This window comes from Acidovorax sp. LjRoot204, from assembly GCF_056175785.1.
The window spans coordinates 1-17,421 of sequence record NZ_JBGFFF010000006.1; the positions used below are offsets into that span (position 1 = coordinate 1).

General features: G+C 64.9%; 16 protein-coding genes and 1 pseudogene. 5 read left to right on the forward strand and 12 right to left on the reverse strand.

Features of this window, described 5'->3' with window-relative positions; genetic code table 11:
• From AC04MI_RS02295 to rpmH, 7 genes and pseudogenes are all read right to left on the reverse strand, one after another.
• A pseudogene (locus AC04MI_RS02295) lies at positions 1-550 on the reverse strand (hypothetical protein); the annotation flags it as partial.
• Between the two features lie 111 nt (positions 551-661).
• Entirely contained in the window at positions 662-1,153 is a 492-nt protein-coding gene (locus tag AC04MI_RS02300; protein WP_043565827.1) for a Crp/Fnr family transcriptional regulator, read from the reverse strand.
• Between the two features lie 81 nt (positions 1,154-1,234).
• A complete protein-coding gene (gene mnmE, locus AC04MI_RS02305) occupies positions 1,235-2,656 on the reverse strand; it encodes a tRNA uridine-5-carboxymethylaminomethyl(34) synthesis GTPase MnmE (protein WP_476496965.1) in 1,422 nt (473 codons plus the stop codon).
• Between the two features lie 89 nt (positions 2,657-2,745).
• Positions 2,746-4,458 (reverse strand): membrane protein insertase YidC, encoded by a 1,713-nt coding sequence (yidC, locus tag AC04MI_RS02310; RefSeq protein WP_436076679.1) that lies wholly within the window; start codon positions 4,456-4,458, stop codon positions 2,746-2,748.
• Positions 4,455-4,748 carry a membrane protein insertion efficiency factor YidD gene (gene yidD, locus AC04MI_RS02315; protein ID WP_082522278.1) on the reverse strand — a complete coding sequence of 98 codons (294 nt, stop codon included), beginning with the start codon at positions 4,746-4,748 and terminating at the stop codon, positions 4,455-4,457. Before yidD ends, yidC begins: the two co-directional genes overlap by 4 nt.
• Positions 4,745-5,248 carry a ribonuclease P protein component gene (locus AC04MI_RS02320; protein WP_436076678.1) on the reverse strand — a complete coding sequence of 168 codons (504 nt, stop codon included), beginning with the start codon at positions 5,246-5,248 and terminating at the stop codon, positions 4,745-4,747. The genes yidD and AC04MI_RS02320 overlap by 4 nt, the downstream gene beginning before the upstream one ends.
• A gap of 73 nt (positions 5,249-5,321) precedes the next feature.
• Positions 5,322-5,456, reverse strand: coding sequence for a 50S ribosomal protein L34 (gene rpmH / locus AC04MI_RS02325; RefSeq protein WP_005798102.1), 135 nt, complete (start codon positions 5,454-5,456; stop codon positions 5,322-5,324).
• A 387-nt stretch (positions 5,457-5,843) separates the two neighbouring features.
• On the opposite strand from rpmH, the gene dnaA reads away from it, so the two are divergent.
• The 5 genes from dnaA (at position 5,844) to AC04MI_RS02350 (ending at position 12,345) form a co-directional block, all read left to right on the forward strand.
• Positions 5,844-7,268, forward strand: coding sequence for a chromosomal replication initiator protein DnaA (gene dnaA, locus AC04MI_RS02330; RefSeq protein ID WP_476496967.1), 1,425 nt, complete (start codon positions 5,844-5,846; stop codon positions 7,266-7,268).
• A 156-nt stretch (positions 7,269-7,424) separates the two neighbouring features.
• Positions 7,425-8,543, forward strand: coding sequence for a DNA polymerase III subunit beta (dnaN, locus tag AC04MI_RS02335; protein ID WP_056056813.1), 1,119 nt, complete (start codon positions 7,425-7,427; stop codon positions 8,541-8,543).
• Between the two features lie 155 nt (positions 8,544-8,698).
• Positions 8,699-11,317, forward strand: coding sequence for a DNA topoisomerase (ATP-hydrolyzing) subunit B (gyrB, locus tag AC04MI_RS02340; protein WP_476496968.1), 2,619 nt, complete (start codon positions 8,699-8,701; stop codon positions 11,315-11,317).
• Positions 11,318-11,416: 99 nt separating this feature from the next.
• A complete protein-coding gene (locus tag AC04MI_RS02345) occupies positions 11,417-11,935 on the forward strand; it encodes a GNAT family N-acetyltransferase (RefSeq protein WP_056742599.1) in 519 nt (172 codons plus the stop codon).
• Positions 11,932-12,345, forward strand: a complete 414-nt coding sequence (locus AC04MI_RS02350; protein ID WP_436076677.1) for a YkgJ family cysteine cluster protein — start codon at positions 11,932-11,934, stop codon at positions 12,343-12,345. Before AC04MI_RS02345 ends, AC04MI_RS02350 begins: the two co-directional genes overlap by 4 nt.
• A gap of 64 nt (positions 12,346-12,409) precedes the next feature.
• On the opposite strand, the gene AC04MI_RS02355 is transcribed toward AC04MI_RS02350, so the two are convergent.
• The 5 genes from AC04MI_RS02355 to AC04MI_RS02375 all read right to left on the reverse strand — a co-directional run bounded on the left by AC04MI_RS02355 (position 12,410) and on the right by AC04MI_RS02375 (position 17,332).
• Entirely contained in the window at positions 12,410-14,050 is a 1,641-nt protein-coding gene (locus tag AC04MI_RS02355) for an AMP-binding protein (protein ID WP_436076676.1), read from the reverse strand.
• 47 nt (positions 14,051-14,097) lie between these two features.
• The gene (locus tag AC04MI_RS02360) at positions 14,098-15,420 is read right to left on the reverse strand and encodes a serine hydrolase domain-containing protein (RefSeq protein WP_436076675.1); all 1,323 of its coding nucleotides are present in this window, start codon (positions 15,418-15,420) and stop codon (positions 14,098-14,100) included.
• 71 nt (positions 15,421-15,491) lie between these two features.
• Positions 15,492-16,064, reverse strand: a complete 573-nt coding sequence (locus tag AC04MI_RS02365) for a thioredoxin family protein (protein WP_436076674.1) — start codon at positions 16,062-16,064, stop codon at positions 15,492-15,494.
• Positions 16,065-16,100: 36 nt separating this feature from the next.
• A complete protein-coding gene (locus AC04MI_RS02370) occupies positions 16,101-16,823 on the reverse strand; it encodes a cytochrome c biogenesis CcdA family protein (RefSeq protein ID WP_099731677.1) in 723 nt (240 codons plus the stop codon).
• On the reverse strand, positions 16,820-17,332 hold the full coding sequence (locus AC04MI_RS02375) for a DUF2147 domain-containing protein (RefSeq protein ID WP_056056836.1): 513 nt from the start codon (positions 17,330-17,332) through the stop codon (positions 16,820-16,822). Before AC04MI_RS02375 ends, AC04MI_RS02370 begins: the two co-directional genes overlap by 4 nt.
• Between the last annotated feature and the right edge of the window lie 89 nt (positions 17,333-17,421).

The following is a 17,421-nucleotide window of genomic DNA, read 5'->3' on the forward strand; positions in this document are numbered from 1 at the left end:
GGGCCAGGGGTGCCGGGGCCGCTGCTGCTGGCGGACGGCGCACCGCCGTAGAAGCCGCCTGCAACGGCAGCGCAGCGCCCTGGGGCGCCACGCCCTTTTGTGGAATACCCACCGCCACATGGTCGTTGATGCGCCAGTACACGGCCGTCACCAGGATGTCGTAGCGGGTTTTGGCGGTCTGGGCGATGAGCGCCTCGATCTCGCTAAGGCGCACCGTCTCGCCGCCGTATTCGCGGGCCAGGTCCATCATCACCAGGAACTGGCGGCCGCGCTGGTCGAGCGACAGCACCTTGAACTTGTAGCTGGCCGACAGCACGCCAGCGCGCACCATGGCGTCGCGCACCACGGTATAGAGCAGCTCACGGCGCTCCATGCGCTCGTTCTTGCGATTGGCGGCGTGCTCTGGGGGCTGGGGCTCCACGAGCGGCTTGCCCTGGCGCCCGGGTTGCAGGGGCACGGTGGCGTCGGCGTTGAACAGGCCGGAGGGCTCGGCCGCTGCGCGGGGCTTGGCGGGAGCGGGTTTGCGGCTGAACCAACTGAACAGGGACATGGCTTGCTTTCTTCGGATGGTGCCTGGACAAAATCCAAATCGAGTGTAACGCGCCATCCCCCCGCAGAAGGCGGAAGAAGCCCGAGGGAAACCCCCGACAGGCCCCGCCTGTCAGGTGGCCGCAACGCGGCGGCGGCGGTTGCCCAGGCGCTTGGCCAGCACAGCCCCTGCGGCCATGGCCAAGCCCAGGGCAATGGCGGGCTGGCGGTTGGTCAGCTCGGTGAAGCGAATGGCCGTGAGGCTCCACAGTTTGCACGGCGCGCTGGCCTGCACGGTGGCACTGCGCGCGCGGTGCGAGAAGAAAGCGCCTTCACCCACCACCGACCCCGCGCCCACAATGGCCAGACGCAGGCGTTCCTTTTCGTCCTGGTAGTGCACGCTCAGGCTGCCGCTTTCGACCAGGTACAGGGTGCGGTCCGTGGCACCCTGGCTGAAAAGCACTTGGCCCGCGGGCAACACCACCGGGAGAAGGTAGGACGACAGCACCTCCCACTGGGCGGCCGTCAGCGGGTTGGTCATGCTGTCCTCCGCCGTGGTCTGGGCAATGGCGTCGATCAGACCTTTGAGGTCCACCTTGGAGGCAACGGGCATGGGAACATTCATGGTCCGCCGAAAGTAACCCTGTTACAGATCAGACACAAGCGCTGTTTACGTCCGTTTACAAGATAGGGCGACCAACGGTCGCTATTTACCGATGCAGAAGCTGGAGAAGATCACGCCGAGCAGGTCGTCGGAGGTGAACTCGCCAGTGATGGCGCTCAGGGCGTTCTGCGCCAGCCGCAGCTCCTCGGCCAGCAGGTCCAGCGCCGGGCCCTGGGCCTGCAGTTGGTCAGCAGCTTCCTGCAGGTGCAACGACACGGCCTGCAGCGCCTGCACATGCCGCGCCCGGGCAATGTAGATGCCCTCGGGCGCCGACTGCCAGCCCGCCACGTCCAGCAGCAGCCGTCGCAAGCCGTCCAGTCCCTGACCGGTGCGGGCCGACAGATGCACGGCAGGGCGTCCGGGGTTGGCCGTAGGGGCAACACCGGCCGCGCAGTCCAGCTTGTTCCAGACATCGATCACGGGGATGTTTTTTGGCAATTTTTGCCCCAAGGCGCTTTCGATATCTGCGTCGGCAGCTACATATTCAGGAGCACTTTGCCGCGACAGGTCGTGCAGGAACAGCACGGCGTCCGCCCCGGCAATCTCGTCCCAGGCGCGGGCGATGCCGATGCGCTCGACCTCATCACTGCTGTCGCGCAGGCCGGCGGTGTCGATGATGTGCAGCGGCACCCCTTCGATCTGGATGGTCTGCTGGACCTTGTCGCGCGTGGTGCCGGCTATGGGCGTGACGATGGCCAGCTCAGCCCCTGCCAGCGCATTGAGCAGCGAGCTTTTGCCGGCATTGGGTTGCCCGGCGATGACCACCTTGATGCCCTCGCGCAGCAAAGCGCCCTGGAGCGCGCGCTGCATCACCGAGGCCAACGTTTGCTGCAAGTTCGATAGCTGGCCATGCGCATCGGCCTTGCGCAAGAAGTCGATTTCTTCTTCAGGAAAGTCCAGCGTGGCCTCCACCAGCATGCGCAGATGGATGAGTGCGTCGCGCAGGCTGTGGATTTCTGCAGAAAACGCGCCGGTCAGCGAGCGGCTGGCGCTGCGGGCTGCGGCTTCCGTGCTGGCGTCGATCAGGTCGGCAATSGCYTCGGCCTGGGCSAGGTCGATCTTGYCGTTSAGRAAAGCCCGYTSGSTGAACTCSCCGGGYTSGGCCACGCGCAGGCCCGGCAGGCAGGGCTGGCCGGTCGCCGGTTGGGTGACAGCCCCCGCCTCCAGACAGCGCGCCAGCAGCAGCTGCAGCACCACCGGGCCCCCATGCGCCTGCAGCTCCAGCACGTCTTCGCCGGTGTAGCTGTGCGGGCCGGGGAAGTACAGCGCGAGCCCCTGGTCGATGGCCTGGCCCTGTGCATCCCGAAAGGGCAGGTACGTCGCCTCGCGGGCCTTGAGCGCGCGGCCGCAAAGCGCCTGCACCAGGGCCTCCAGCCCTTTGCCCGACACCCGCACGATGCCGACSGCCCCGCGCCCGGGGGCRGTGGCGATGGCAACGATGGGGTCGTGATGGCGGGCAAGCATGGGCAGGGACTTTACAAGGTGACAGAAAAAAGGCCGCTTGCGCGGCCTTTGGGGGTCAGTTCGTGTATGTCAGCGTTGCCGCTGCCGCATCACTTGAACTTGGGCAGATTGAACTGCGGTGGCACGCCCATGCGAGTGTTGATGATCCACTGCTGCGCAATCGACAGGATGTTGTTCGTCAGCCAGTACAGCACCAGGCCGGCTGGGAAGAAGAAGAACATCACGCTGAAGATCAGCGGCATGAACCACATCATCTTGGCCTGCATCGGGTCTGGTGGCGCGGGGTTCAGGGCGGTCTGCAGCAGCGAGCTGGCCGTCATCAGCAAGGGCAGGATGAAGAATGGGTCCGGCGCGGAGAGGTCGTGGATCCAGCCGATCCAGGGCGCATTGCGCATCTCGACGCTGGACAGCAGCACCCAGTACAGCGCAATGAACACAGGGATCTGGATCATGATGGGGAAGCAGCCGCCCATCGGGTTGACCTTTTCCTCGCGGTAGATGCGCATCATCTCCTGCTGCATCTGCTGCGGCTTGTCCTTCAGGCGCTCGCGCATCTCCATGATCTTGGGATTGATGGCCTTCATCTTGGCCATGCTGGCGTAAGCCTTGGCATTGAGCCAGTAGAACGCGATCTTGAGCAGCAGCACCAGCGCGACGATGGACCAGCCCCAGTTGTTCAGGAGCTTGTGCAGGTTGTCGAGCAGCCAGTACAGCGGCTTGGACAGGATGGTCAGCCAGCCGTAGTCCTTGACCAGTTCCAGGCCGGGGTACAGCTTTTCCATCATGGTCTCGACCTGCGGGCCGGCAAACAGGCGCGCGTCGATGGTCTTGGTGGCGCCTGGCTCGATGGTGCCGAGGGAGGTCAGCATGCCCACGGAGTACAGGTTGGTGTCCACCTTGCGGGTGAAGGGCTCGCGCTGCACGCCGTCGGCCAGCAGCCATGCAGTGGCGAAATAGTGCTGCACCATGGCGACGTAGCCATTGGCCGAGTCCTTGGGAATGTCGACCTTGCCGCTTTCGATGTCCTTGAACTCGATCTTCTGATACTTCTTGGCTTCGGTGAAAACCGCCGGGCCGGTGAAGGTGGAGTAGAACGACGACTCGCCTGGCGGCTTGTTGCCGTCACGCACCAGTTGCAGGTACAGCTGGGGCGATACAGCGGCGCTGCCGGTGTTGACGACGTCGTGCTTGACGGCGATGTCATAAGCACCGCGTTTGATGGTCCAGGTCTTGACCAGCTTCACGCCGCCCTGGTCGGGCGACTCGAAGCGGATGCTCATGGAGTCTTCACCGTCCTTGAGTTCGCGCGGGCCGGGAACGGCCGTCATCACCGTCTTGTGCGTGGGGAAAGTGCCGCCCACCAGGCCGGTCTGCGCCACGTAGACGCGCTGCGCGCTTTCATCCAGCAACAGGAAGTTGCGGGCCTTGTCGGTCATGTCGGCGTGCTTGAGCAGCTCGGCCTGCGTGAGCGAGCCGCCTTCGCTGTCGAACACCAGGCGATACAGGTCGGTCTTGACCTCAATGCGTTCGCGTTTGGCAGGCGCAGCCGCTGCTGCGGGCTGACCGGGCACCGCTGCTGCGCCCTGCGCGGCCGCAGTAGCAGCGGGCACGCTGGTGGCTGGCACGCTGGCAGCCCCGGTCGCACCGGAGGCCGCGCCTGCGGCAGCAGCAGGCGCTGTCACTGCGGGCGTGGTCGGGAAAAAAGTGGCCTTGTTGCCATTGTGCAGCTGCCACTTGTCCCACAGCAGAACCATGGAAAAGCCAAAAATCACCCACAGGATGGTGCGGCGAATGTCGTTCATGAAGACTTCTTTGGTGAGGATGGGGGAGTGGTGGAAGGGGTGAGCCTGGAGAAAAGCCGCAGGCTGCGCGGCAGATCTTGCGGGACCGGATCATGGCCCCCGTCACACCAGGGGTGGCAGCGTACCAGCCTGCGCACCGTCAGATAACTGCCTGCCGCAGCGCCGTGCTGCTCCAGCGCCTGCAGCGAATAGACCGAGCAGGTCGGCTCAAAGCGGCAGGCCGAACCCAGCCAGGGGCTGAGAAACAGCCGATAGCCTTTGACCACGCCGATCAGCAGGCGCTGCATCACGGGGCAGTCACCGGCTCTGCCACTGGCGGCACAGGCGCAGCAACCGCTGCGCCCGAATGCCGGGTGGCATATCCAAACAGCTGCAGCAGCTCCGCGCGTACCGCCTGCTTGAGCTGGTCGGACGTGGCGCTCAGGAACTGCTTGCGATCAAACGCCGAGCGCAGGCGCACCACATGGGCGGCCTGCGGCAAACGCGCCTCAAACGTGGCGCCCACGGTGTAGATCTGCCGTTTGATGGTGTTGCGCGTCACGGCGCGGCGCGCCCAGCGCTTGGGCACCATGGCACCCATCCAGACGCCCTGAACGACAAACAGGGCCTGCGGCCCTTGCGTGTGCGGCAAGGAGCCGGGCCCTGTAGGTGCAACAGTGGCGGCTTGGCTGGCAACTGCGGTGCTGTTGGCATCCAGTGCCAAACGGTGCAACGCAAAATGCGCCGTGCGGGAGACAGTGCCCCCCGCCATGGCAGCCTGGAACTGCGGCCGGGTTTTTAGCCTGTGCATGCAAGCGCCCCGTTTGGAACCTGGCGGTACAAACCGGGAACAGGCGGGGAGCAGGCCGTAGACCGTATCGGCCTTAGACGGCCAGGCGCTTGCGGCCCTTGGCGCGGCGTGCGTTGATAACGGCACGGCCGCCGCGGGTCTTCATGCGGACGAGGAAACCGTGGGTGCGCGCGCGGCGCGTCTTGGAGGGCTGGTAAGTACGTTTCATGGTGCTATTCCTTGAGGTTCAGTTCCGGACTGCTGCTCTTGAACCCCCTGCAATCTGCACACCCACACAATGTATGAAACATCGCCTGGAGGCAGACCCACGGGGCAGAAATAACGGCGCGCCGGGTCAAATCACCCTGAACACATTCAGGGAAACCCAAAATTATCGCAGGCTTGTGGCCGACTGGCAATGCCTTTCGATGGACAGGCCTTTACCAGCGCGTCGCAGAGGCTGCAGCGCCCGACCCTTTCAGGCCACTTCTTCCCCGCATGGCAACCCCGGATTCCCCCGGATGACAGCCGCCTTCAAATTGTGGATAACTCCTTGACAAGCTACAATCCACCGCCTTACCCCGTTCCTCCTATCCACAATAAGAATTCCCCAGAAATGACCGAGGAACCCACCCGCAGCCCTATCAATTCGCCCGGCTCAGATGCCGGTCAGGGCCTGTGGCAAGCCTGCGTTGAGCAACTGGCACAAGACCTGCCAGAACAACAATTCAACACCTGGATCAAGCCCCTGATTGCCCAAGTGGCTGAAGACTTCTCCAAAGTCACGCTGCTCGTGGGCAACCGCTTCAAGCTCGACTGGATCCGCGCCCAGTACGCCGGCCGCATTGCCGCGCTGCTCGAAGGCCTGTATGGCCAACCGGTCACACTGGAGTTAGCACTCGCTCAGCGCGAATCCGTTGCCAGGACTTATGTACGGCCCACATCGCAGGAGCCCTCCAGCCCCGCAGCGCCGGCCGAAACCCCCTCCAGCAGCAACGATGAGGCCTCGGCGGGCGCGTTCCGCAACCGCCTCAACGCCGCCCTCACGTTCGAGACCCTAGTGGAAGGCACGGCCAACCGCATGGCGCGCTCTGCGGCCATGCATGTGGCCGGCATGCCGGGCCATCTGTACAACCCGCTGTTCATCTACGGCGGTGTCGGCCTGGGCAAGACCCACCTGGTGCACGCTGTGGGCAACCGCCTGCTGCAGGACAAGCCCGACGCCAAAGTTCTCTACATCCATGCCGAGCAGTTCGTATCGGATGTGGTTAAGGCCTACCAGCGCCGCACCTTCGATGAGTTCAAGGAGCGCTACCACTCGCTCGACCTGCTGCTCATCGACGATGTGCAGTTCTTCGCCAACAAGGACCGCACGCAGGAAGAATTCTTCAACGCGTTCGAGGCCCTGCTGRCCAAGAAGTCGCACATCGTGATGACGTCGGACACCTACCCCAAGKGCCTGGCCAACATCCACGAGCGGCTGGTGTCGCGCTTCGACTCGGGCCTGACGGTGGCCATCGAGCCGCCCGAACTCGAAATGCGCGTGGCCATTCTGATCAACAAGGCGCGCGTCGAAGGCACCGAGATGCCCGAGGAAGTCGCCTTTTTCGTGGCCAAAAACGTGCGCTCCAACGTGCGCGAGCTCGAAGGCGCGCTGCGCAAGATCCTGGCGTACTCGCGTTTCAACCAGAAAGAGATTTCGATCCAGCTCGCCCGCGAGGCGCTGCGTGATCTGCTGTCCATCCAGAACCGGCAGATTTCTGTGGAAAACATCCAGAAGACGGTGGCCGACTACTACAAGATCAAGGTCGCCGACATGTACAGCAAGAAGCGCCCGGCCAGCATTGCCCGCCCGCGCCAGATTGCGATGTACCTGGCCAAGGAGCTGACGCAAAAGAGCCTTCCCGAGATCGGAGAATTGTTTGGCGGGCGCGACCACACCACGGTTTTGCATGCTGTGCGCAAGATTGCGGGCGAACGCCAGCAGCTGACCGAGTTGAACCAGCAGCTGCACGTGCTGGAGCAGACGCTCAAAGGGTAGCGCCAAGTGTAGATAACCAGCGGGAAACGCCCGTCGGGYAGCCCCACGAAGAAGCGACCCCGTTAAGGGGCAAAATGGCGGGTTATAGATAGCAGGGGGAGGCATGACCTGTGCCGCTGTCCACGCACCGTCCCAAAACCACAAGAGGTTGATGACATGATCGTCCTGAAGGCAACACAAGACAAGGTTCTCGCGGTTCTGCAGTCCGTGGCTGGCATCGTCGAGCGCCGCCACACGCTGCCCATCCTGGCCAATGTGCTGATCCGCAAGACGGGCAATGCCCTGCAGCTGACGACCAGCGACCTCGAAATCCAGATCCGCACCACGGCCGAACTGGGTGGCGACACCGGCGACTTCACCACCACCGTGGGGGCGCGCAAGCTCATCGACATCCTGCGCACCATGCCGGGCGACCAGACGGTCAGCCTCGAATCGGCCCAGTCCAAGCTCATCCTCAAGGGCGGCAAGAGCCGCTTCACGCTGCAAAGCCTGCCGGCCGAAGACTTCCCGCTGGTGCAGGAATCCGCCGCCTTTGGCCCCGTGTTCGCCGTGCCCCAAAAGACGCTGAAGGACCTGCTCGGCCAGGTGTCGTTCGCAATGGCGGTGCAGGACATCCGCTACTACCTCAACGGCATCCTGTTCGTGGCCGAGGGCAAGACCCTGAGCCTGGTCGCCACCGACGGCCACCGCCTTGCCTTTGCCAGCGCCACGCTGGACGTCGAAGTGCCCAAGCAGGAAGTCATCCTGCCTCGCAAGACCGTGATCGAGCTGCAGCGCCTGTTGTCTGATGCGGGTGGCGAGAACCAGCCCCACATCGAGATGCAGTTCGCCAACAACCAGGCCAAGTTCACCTTTGGCGGCATGGAGTTCGTGACCAAGCTGGTCGAGGGCAAGTTCCCCGACTACAACCGCGTGATCCCCAAGAACCACAAGAACAGCATCACCCTGGGTCGCGCCCCGCTGCTGGCCAGCCTGCAGCGCACGGCCATCATGACCAGCGACAAGTTCAAGGGCGTGCGCCTGAACCTGGAGCCCGGCACCTTGCGCGTAGCATCGAACAACGCCGAGCAGGAAGAGGCCGTGGACGAGCTCGACATCGACTACGGTGGCGACACCATCGAGATCGGCTTCAACGTGACCTACCTCATCGACGCCCTGGCCAACATGGGCCAGGACATGGTGAAGGTGGAGCTTTCAGATGGCAACAGCTCTGCGCTGCTGACCATCCCCGATAACGACAGCTTCAAGTACGTCGTGATGCCCATGCGCATCTGAGGCTGCGTGACACCCGCCGTGCACCACAGTCGCAGCGCCACAACGCGAACGCTACTTTATTGATAGCTGCAAGCGCATATTCAATATGCGCTTGCGCCCAATTAGACCATTGAACATATTGGAAACCCCGGTTTCCACGGATCCCAAGGCCCACCATGACCGTTGACAACAACATTCCCTCCGAGCCCGAATCCTCCGGCGTCTCCGGCCATGTGGAGCCCACCGTCAACAAGATCGACACCAACCAGGCCGGCGCCAGCGAAAGCTATGGCGAAGGCGCCATCACCATCCTCGAAGGCCTGGAAGCCGTGCGCAAGCGCCCCGGCATGTACATCGGCGACACCAGTGACGGCACCGGCCTGCACCACCTGGTGTTCGAGGTGGTCGACAACTCCATCGACGAGGCCCTGGCCGGCCACTGCGACGACATCGTCGTCACCATCCACACCGACAACTCSATCWSCGTSACCGACAACGGYCGYGGCATTCCCACSGGCGTGAAGATGGACGACAAGCACGAGCCCAAGCGCTCGGCTGCCGAAATCGCCCTGACCGAACTGCACGCAGGCGGCAAGTTCAACCAGAACAGCTACAAGGTCTCCGGCGGCCTGCACGGCGTGGGCGTGAGCTGCGTGAACGCATTGAGCAAATGGCTGCGCCTGACCGTGCGCCGCGAAGGCAAGGTGCACCAGATCGAATTTGCACGCGGCTTTGTGCAAGACCGCCTGCTGTCCACCGTGGACGGCTTTGAAGTCAGCCCCATGAAGGTGACCGGCGAGACCGAAAAGCGTGGCACCGAAGTGCACTTTTTGCCCGACACCGAGATCTTCAAAGAGAACAACGACTTTCACTACGAGATCCTGGCCAAGCGCCTGCGCGAACTCTCGTTTTTGAACAACGGCGTGCGCATTCGCCTCAAGGACGAACGCAGCGGCAAGGAAGACGACTTCTCCGGCGCCGGTGGCGTGCGCGGCTTTGTCGAGTTCATCAACAAGGGCAAGACGGTGTTGCACCCCACCTCGTTCTACGCCGCAGGCGAGCGCCCGGCAGAAACGTATGGTGGCATCCCTGGCACGCACATCGGCGTGGAAGTGGCCATGCAGTGGAACAGCGCGTACACCGAGCAAGTGCTGTGCTTCACCAACAACATCCCCCAGCGTGACGGCGGCACCCACCTGACCGGCCTGCGCGCCGCGATGACCCGCGTCATCAACAAGTACATCGAAGAAAACGAGCTGGCCAAGAAGGCCAAGGTCGAAGTCACCGGCGACGACATGCGCGAAGGCCTGTGCTGCGTGCTCAGCGTGAAGGTGCCCGAGCCCAAGTTCAGCAGCCAGACCAAGGACAAGCTGGTGTCGAGCGAAGTGCGCGCGCCGGTGGAAGACATCGTGGGCAAGCTGCTCACCGACTACCTGCAAGAAAAGCCCAACGACGCCAAGATCATCTGCGGCAAGATCGTGGAGGCCGCCCGTGCCCGCGAAGCCGCCCGCAAGGCCCGCGAAATGACCCGCCGCAAGGGTGTGCTCGACGGCATGGGCCTGCCCGGCAAACTGGCCGACTGCCAGGAAAAAGACCCCGCCCTGTGCGAGATCTACATCGTGGAGGGTGACTCCGCCGGTGGCTCCGCCAAGCAGGGCCGCGACCGCAAGTTCCAGGCCATCCTGCCCCTGCGCGGCAAGATCCTGAACGTGGAAAAAGCCCGCTACGAAAAGCTGCTGACCAGCAACGAAATCCTCACGCTGATCACGGCCCTGGGCACCGGCATCGGCAAGGCCGGCGGCACCACCGGCGGCGACGACTTTGACGTAGCCAAGCTGCGCTACCACCGCATCATCATCATGACCGACGCCGACGTGGACGGCGCCCACATCCGCACCCTGCTGCTCACCTTCTTCTACCGCCAGATGCCCGAACTGGTGGAGCGCGGCCACATCTACATCGCGCAGCCGCCGCTGTACAAGGTCAAGGCCGGCAAGGAAGAGCTGTACCTGAAGGACGCCCCCGCGCTCGACGGCTTCCTGCTGCGCATTGCGCTGAACCACGCCAGCGTGACCACCGGCGGCGCCAACCCGCAAACCCTGACGGGCGAGACCCTGGCCGAACTGGCGCGCAAGCACCAGATCGCTGAAAGCGTGATCGCCCGCCTGGGCAACTTCATGGACGCCGAAGCCCTGCGCGCCATTGCCGACGGCGTGAGCCTGAAGCTGGACACCGTGGCCGAAGCCGAAGCCAGCGCCGTGGCCCTGCAGGCCAAGCTGCGCGAACTGAACACCACCGGCGCCCCCGCCGAAGTGGCCGGCGAATTCGACGCCCGCACCGACAAGCCCCTGCTGCGCATCAGCCGCCGCCACCACGGCAACATCAAGAGCAGCGTCATCACGCAAGACTTTGTGCACGGCGCCGACTACGCCGCCCTGGCCGAAGCCGCCGAAACCTTCCGCGGCCTGCTGGCCGAAGGCGCCAAAGCGATGCGCGGCGAGGGTGAGAAGCAAAAGGAAGAAAAGGTCAGCGACTTCCGCCAGGCCATGAAGTGGCTGATTGCCGAAGCCGAACGCACCACCAGCCGCCAGCGCTACAAGGGCCTGGGCGAAATGAACCCCGAGCAGCTGTGGGAAACGACGATGGACCCGAACGTGCGCCGCCTGCTGCGCGTGCAGATCGACGACGCGATCGAAGCGGACCGCGTGTTCACGATGCTGATGGGCGATGAGGTCGAGCCGCGCCGGGATTTCATTGAAACCAATGCGCTGCGGGCGGGGAATATCGACGTCTGATCAATCGCTTGATCGTCGCCGCCGCGCCCTGCCGCCGCTCGCGCATTCAGGAAGGCCACCCTCGGGTGGCCTTTGTGCCCTTTGCCCGACCTTCTTCGCATGACCCATCTTGCCATCCGTCCCGCAACCATCGATGACACCGACCTGATCCTGCACTTCGTGCGGGAACTGGCGATCTATGAGAAGGCTGAGCAGGAGGCGCTGGCCACACCCGCACATGTGCACCGCACGCTGTTCTGCACCAATCCCAAGGTGCATGGCCTGATCTGCCAGGACGGCGATACCCCCGTGGGCTTCGCAGTGTACTTCTTTAACTATTCGACCTGGCAGGGCCGCCACGGTCTGTATCTGGAAGACCTGTACGTGTCGCCAGAGCACCGCGGCAAGGGCGCGGGCATGGCGCTGCTCAGGCAACTCGCACGCATCGCCGTGGACCACGACTGCGGGCGCTTCGAGTGGAGTGTGCTGGACTGGAATACACCTTCCATCGCGCTGTATGACAGCCTGGGTGCCCGCCCGCAGAGCGAGTGGATCCGTTACCGACTCACAGGAGACGAGTTGCACGCGCTGGCGGCGCAGTCGCAGCCGCTCCTGCAGCCGTCCAACACTGCGCCATGAGATCCCCCATCGCCATCGTTGACGTAGACCGCCTCGACACCTGGTCCCGCTACCGCGCAGGCCTGTGCGACACCTGCGCGGCCAACTGCTGCACCATGCCGCTGGAGGTACAGCTCTCGGACCTGGTGCGGCTCGAACTGGTGGACCCGTTCGAGGCCGAGCATGAAGAAATCCGCCACATTGCCAAGCGGCTGCAAAAGGCGCGGCTGATCGACCACTTCAACCACAAGAACGCGATCTTCACGATGGCGCGGCGGGCCAGTGGGGACTGCAACTTTCTCGACCCCAAGACGCGACTGTGCACGGTGTATGACAAGCGGCCCGAGACCTGTCGCCTGCACCCGCAGAAGAAGAGTCCCAAGCCGGGTTACTGCGCTTATGGGGCGCGGGATCTGCAGCGGCGGGGCTGACAAGCGCTGAGGTGTCTCGCATCTGCGCAAGCCCACCGCCTTCTGAAATCGTCGACCCCCATGGTCACGCCATGTCGCGCAGCTCGCGGCGCAAGATCTTGCCAACGCTGGACTTGGGCAGGGCCTCCACAAACACGATCTGCCGGGGCACTTTGTAGGGGGTGAGCGCCGCGCGGCAGTGGGCTGCGATGTGGTCTGCATCCACCGGTGGCGCGTTACCCGCCGCGCGCACCACATACAGCCGCAGCGCCTCGCCCGTTTTCTCGTCTGGCACGCCGATGCAGGCGCATTCCAGCACGCCGGGGCAGGCGGTGGCCACGGCTTCGACTTCGTTGGGAAAGACGTTGAAGCCCGAGACGATGACCATGTCCTTCTTGCGGTCCACGATCTTGAGAAAACCACGCTCGTCCAGCTGGCCAATGTCGCCGGTGCGGAAGTAGCCGTCGGGCGTGAAGGCGGCTGCGTTGGCCTCGGGCTGCTGCCAGTAGCCGCCCATGACCTGGGGGCCTTTCACGCAGACCTCGCCGGGCTGGCCCAGGGGCACGGGGTGGCCCTGGTCGTCCAGCAGCAGCACGTCGGTGGAAGGCAGGGGCAGGCCGGTGCTGCCGCTGAAAGCCGTGACCGATGCGGGGTTGAAGGCCACCACGGGACTGGTCTCGCTCAGGCCGTAGCCTTCGCGGATGAACTGGCCGGTGATGGCCTGCCAGCGGGCAGAGACCGAGGGCAGGATGGCAGCGCCGCCGCCGCCCGCCAGCCGCAGGTTGGAGAAATCCACGCCCTGCGTGCCGGGGTGCGCCGCCAGCCCGGCGTACAGCGTGTTGACCCCCATGAACACGCTGGGGCGCGCAGCCTTCAACACGTCGATCAGCGCATCCAGGTCACGCGGGTTGGGCACCAGCCAGTTGCGCGCACCCACCGCAAAGTAGCTGATCAGGTTCACCATGAGCGCGAAGATGTGATACAGCGGAATGGCCGTGACGACGACCTCCTGTGCGGGGCGCAGGGCATCGGGCACGAAGGCCTTGAACTGCTCCACGTTGGCCACCAGGTTGCGGTGCGTGAGCATGGCCCCTTTGGACAGGCCCGTTGTGCCCCCGGTGTATTGCAGGAACAGCAGGTCGCCCCCCTCCAGCACAGGTGGCGCAAAAGGCAGGGTGGCGCCCTCGGCCAGGGCGCGCGCAAACGAGGTGGTGCTGTGCAGGTGGGCATCCACCGGCGGCCCAGGCAGGTCGGCTGCGGTGCCGTCGCCAGGCGCCACGGTGATGATGCTGTGCAGTTCCACCCGGTCCTGGATGGCAGCCAGGGTCGCAGTAGACCCTGCATAGATCAACATCACCCTGGCCCCCGCGTCCTGTAGCTGGTGCTCCAGCTCCCGCGGCGTGTACAGCGGATTCACGTTCACCTGCACACAGCCCGCGCGCGCAATGCCGAGCATGGCGATGGGAAACGCCATCAGGTTCGGGCACATCACGGCAATGCGGTCGCCCTTGCGCACGCGCAGCACGTTCTGCAGGTAGGCCGCAAACGCGCGGGATTGCTGGTCCACATGCGCATAGGTCAGCGTCTGGCCCAGGCAGGTGAATGCGGGCCGGTGCGCATAACGCTGCATGGCGGCACACAGCAGGTGCACGATGCTGGGATGGCTGTCGGGATCGATGTGGGCAGGGATGGCGCCATAGCTGGCCAGCCAGGGTTGGGGGGACATAGTGAAACGGTCCTCGTGGGGGGTGAAGCAGCAACGTGCGGGCAGGCTCAGCGCACGGCCTTGGCCAATGCCGCAAAGGCTTGCCGGTCCAGCGCGTGGGTGAAGGCGGTGTTGGGCACGGGGTGCGTGGAGAACTTCACCACCACCAGCTCGGCCGCCGGGTTGATGTGGATGTGCTGGCCCATCAGGCCCTTGGCTTCAAAGGTGCCATCGGCATCGTGGGGTATCCACCACTGGTTGTGGTACGAGTAGCCCGCGCGCATGGCCGTGCCCGGGGCCTTGCTGAACTGGGCGGGGTCGGCCCCTTTGCGCAGCTCGGCAATGGTGGCGGACGAGACGATCTGCTGGCCGTTGAAGCGGCCGTTGGATCGCAGCATCTCGCCCAGACGGCCCAGGTCACGCAAGGTGGCGTTCACGCCCACGCTGGTGGACTGGCCGCCGTTGGCATCTGCAAACACATACGCGTCCTCCTGCGTGCCCAGCTTGGACCAGATGCGCTCGGACAGCAGCGTGGCGTAGCTCTTGCCGGTCACGCGCTGCAGCAGCCAGCCCAGCACTTCCGTGTCCACCGACTTGTAGGCAAACGCGGTGCCGTGCTCGCCGTCCTTCTGCACGGTGGGCAGGTGCTCGGCCATGCTCTTGGCCCCACTACTGCCGGGGCGCGCAGGCTGCAGGCCCGCAGCGGCCAGGTACTGAAAGACACCGGAGGTGGGGTCCGCAAAGTCTTCGGCGTATTTGACGCCGGTGGTCATATCCAGGGTCTGCTGCACGGTGGCATCGGCCCAGGCGCTGTTGGCCAGCTCGGGCAGGTAACGCACGATGCGCGCACTGGGGTCGATGGCGCCTTCCTGGATGAGTTCGGTCACCAGCAGCCCCACCAGCGATTTGCTCATGGACCACAGCACATGTGGCTGCTGCGGCTGCATGCCGATGTGATAACGCTCATACACCACACGGCCCCGGTGCAGCACCAGCAGGGCGTCGGTGTAGGTGGCCTTCTGCCAGTCGGCCAGCGTGGTGGGCGCGCCCTTGTCGTCGGCAAACGCTAGCGTGTCGGGCAAGGCACGCGGCGCGGCGGGCAGTGCGCTGGGCGCTGCTGCACCGCGCCAGATGGTGGCCGTGGGCCCCAGTTCGCGCAGGTGCTGCGCGGCCCAGCGCACGTTGGGGTACTTGAGGATGTTGGCCAGGCGCACCACCTTGTCAGGCGCCGGAGGGAAGCCCTGCATCAACTGCAGGGTCACAGGGTTGGTGGCGTCCGGCGGCGGCAGCTGCGGAGCCTGGGCCTGGCTGGCAGGCGCGGCCCCCAGCAGGGTGCAGGCCAAGGCGACGGCGGTGAAGGAAGGGGTGAGGTGGCGATGAAAAGAGCGCATGGTGAGAAGGCCTCGGTCAAGAAACGTGGGATGGGGAAGAACAAAAAAGGACACGGAATCGGTCGGGCCGATCAGCCCCGCGCGGCCAGCAAGGTGCGGATCACGCCCTCGGTGCGCTCGTACTCGCCTTCGCCAAAGTGCTTGTAGCGAATGCGGCCTTGCGCATCGATCAGGTAGGTGGCGGGCCAGTACTGGTTGCTGTAGGCCTTCCAGGTGCCGTAGCGGTTGTCCTGTGCCACAGGGTGCTTCACGCCATGGCGGCGCATGGCGGCTTCCACGTTGGCGGTCGGGCGCTCAAATGGAAACTCTGGCGTGTGCACCCCCACCACGGTGAGCCCCTGGGGCGTGTACTGCTCGGCCCAGCGGTTCACATGGGGCAGGGTGCGGATGCAGTTGATGCAGGCGTACGTCCAGAAATCCACCAGCACCACGCGGCCCCGCAACTGCGCCAGGCTCAGCGGTTCGGAGTTAAGCCAGCGCTCGATGCCGGTGAACTCGGGCGCAGCGCCCAAGTCGGGCAGCGCTGCGGCGGGGCTGGCGGGGCCCGCTGCATACGTCAAGCCAGGGGCCGCCAGTGCAGCGGCCATCGACGCCAGGAAAGCGCGGCGCTCGGAAAAGCGCAATGAAGAGGGGTGCAATGTCATGGTGAAAGCTCCTTGCAATCGGTGGGGTGTCGCCCCTTACAGGCCGCCCCAGCCCGAGGGATAAAACTGCGTAAGCCAGACGGTGATCTGCCCATCCACCTCCCACAGCATGGCCAGCGCGATGGCAATGACCACCACGCCAAACACCTGCTGCACGCGGTGTGCGTGGCGCGCAATGCGGCGCACATGGGTGGCCGCAGCCTGGCCGCCGTAGGCAATGGCCAGCATGGGCAGTGCTGCGCCGGTGGAATACGCGAGCAGCAGTACGGCGGTGCCCACCCCCGGTGGCTCGGTAGCGATGAGGGTGAGGATGGAGGCGAGCACCGGCCCGGCGCAGGGCGTCCAGACCGCGCCCAGGCTCAGGCCCAGCAGCAGTCCGCCCCAGTTGCCGCCCCCGCTGCCCATGCCCAGGCTGGCCATGCGGTTGAGCACGCCGCCTGCATGTTGGCTGAGCCACTGGAACGGCCGGGGCCACACCGTGAGCACGCCAAACACCAGCAGCATCACAGCGGCAAACCGGCGCAGGCCTTCCTGAGACACACCCAGCACCTGCGTGAAGCTGCTGAACAGCAGTGCCACGGCCGCAAACGACAGCGCAAAGCCCAGGGCAATGAACAGTGGGCGTGTGCGCCGCGCTGAGTCGGCGCCGCTCACCGAGGCCCCCAGCACCACTGGCAGCATGGGCAACACGCAGGGCGCCCCCACTGTGAGCATGCCGGCGGCCACGGCCAGCCATGGCGAGGTGGTGGCCATGGTCATTGCCCGCTCCCCTGCTCGGCCGCCGGACGGCGCCACACCTGGGTTTTGCCGAACAGCGGAATGCCCACATACGCGTGCACCAGCAGTTGTTCCGGCTCGGCCGGCGTCAGGTTGACGCGGTACGTCTTGGCGTTCTCGCGGTTGTAGATTTCGCCCTGGTACTCGCTGCTACCGCCCTCCGCCGGGCGCAGGCCCGACAGCAGGGTCATGCCCAGCGCAGGCCGCGCGTCGGCCGCCGCCATGTCGGCGCCCGGCGCGCTCATGGAGCGGTTGGCCAGCACGCGCACCACCTTGCCACACAGGGCGTTGCCGCCAGCGGGGTTGCAAGGAGCGATGTTCACTTCCAGATTGCCGCTCTCGGTGATCCAGCGGCCCAGGGGGGCTTTGGGGTGAGCGGTGCCCGGCGCTGGTGCCACAGCGGCTGGCGGCGCTGCCGCAGCCTCTTGCGCGCTGACTGCCTGCGCCAGGCCCAGGGTCAGCAGGGCGGTCACGGCGATGGATGGTTTCATGGCAAGGTCCTCGTGAAGTTCAGGAAGACCTCATTGAAGCCAGCGCAGGTATCGGCGATTTGTCTGGCCAGGGGCTTTTGGTATGCGCG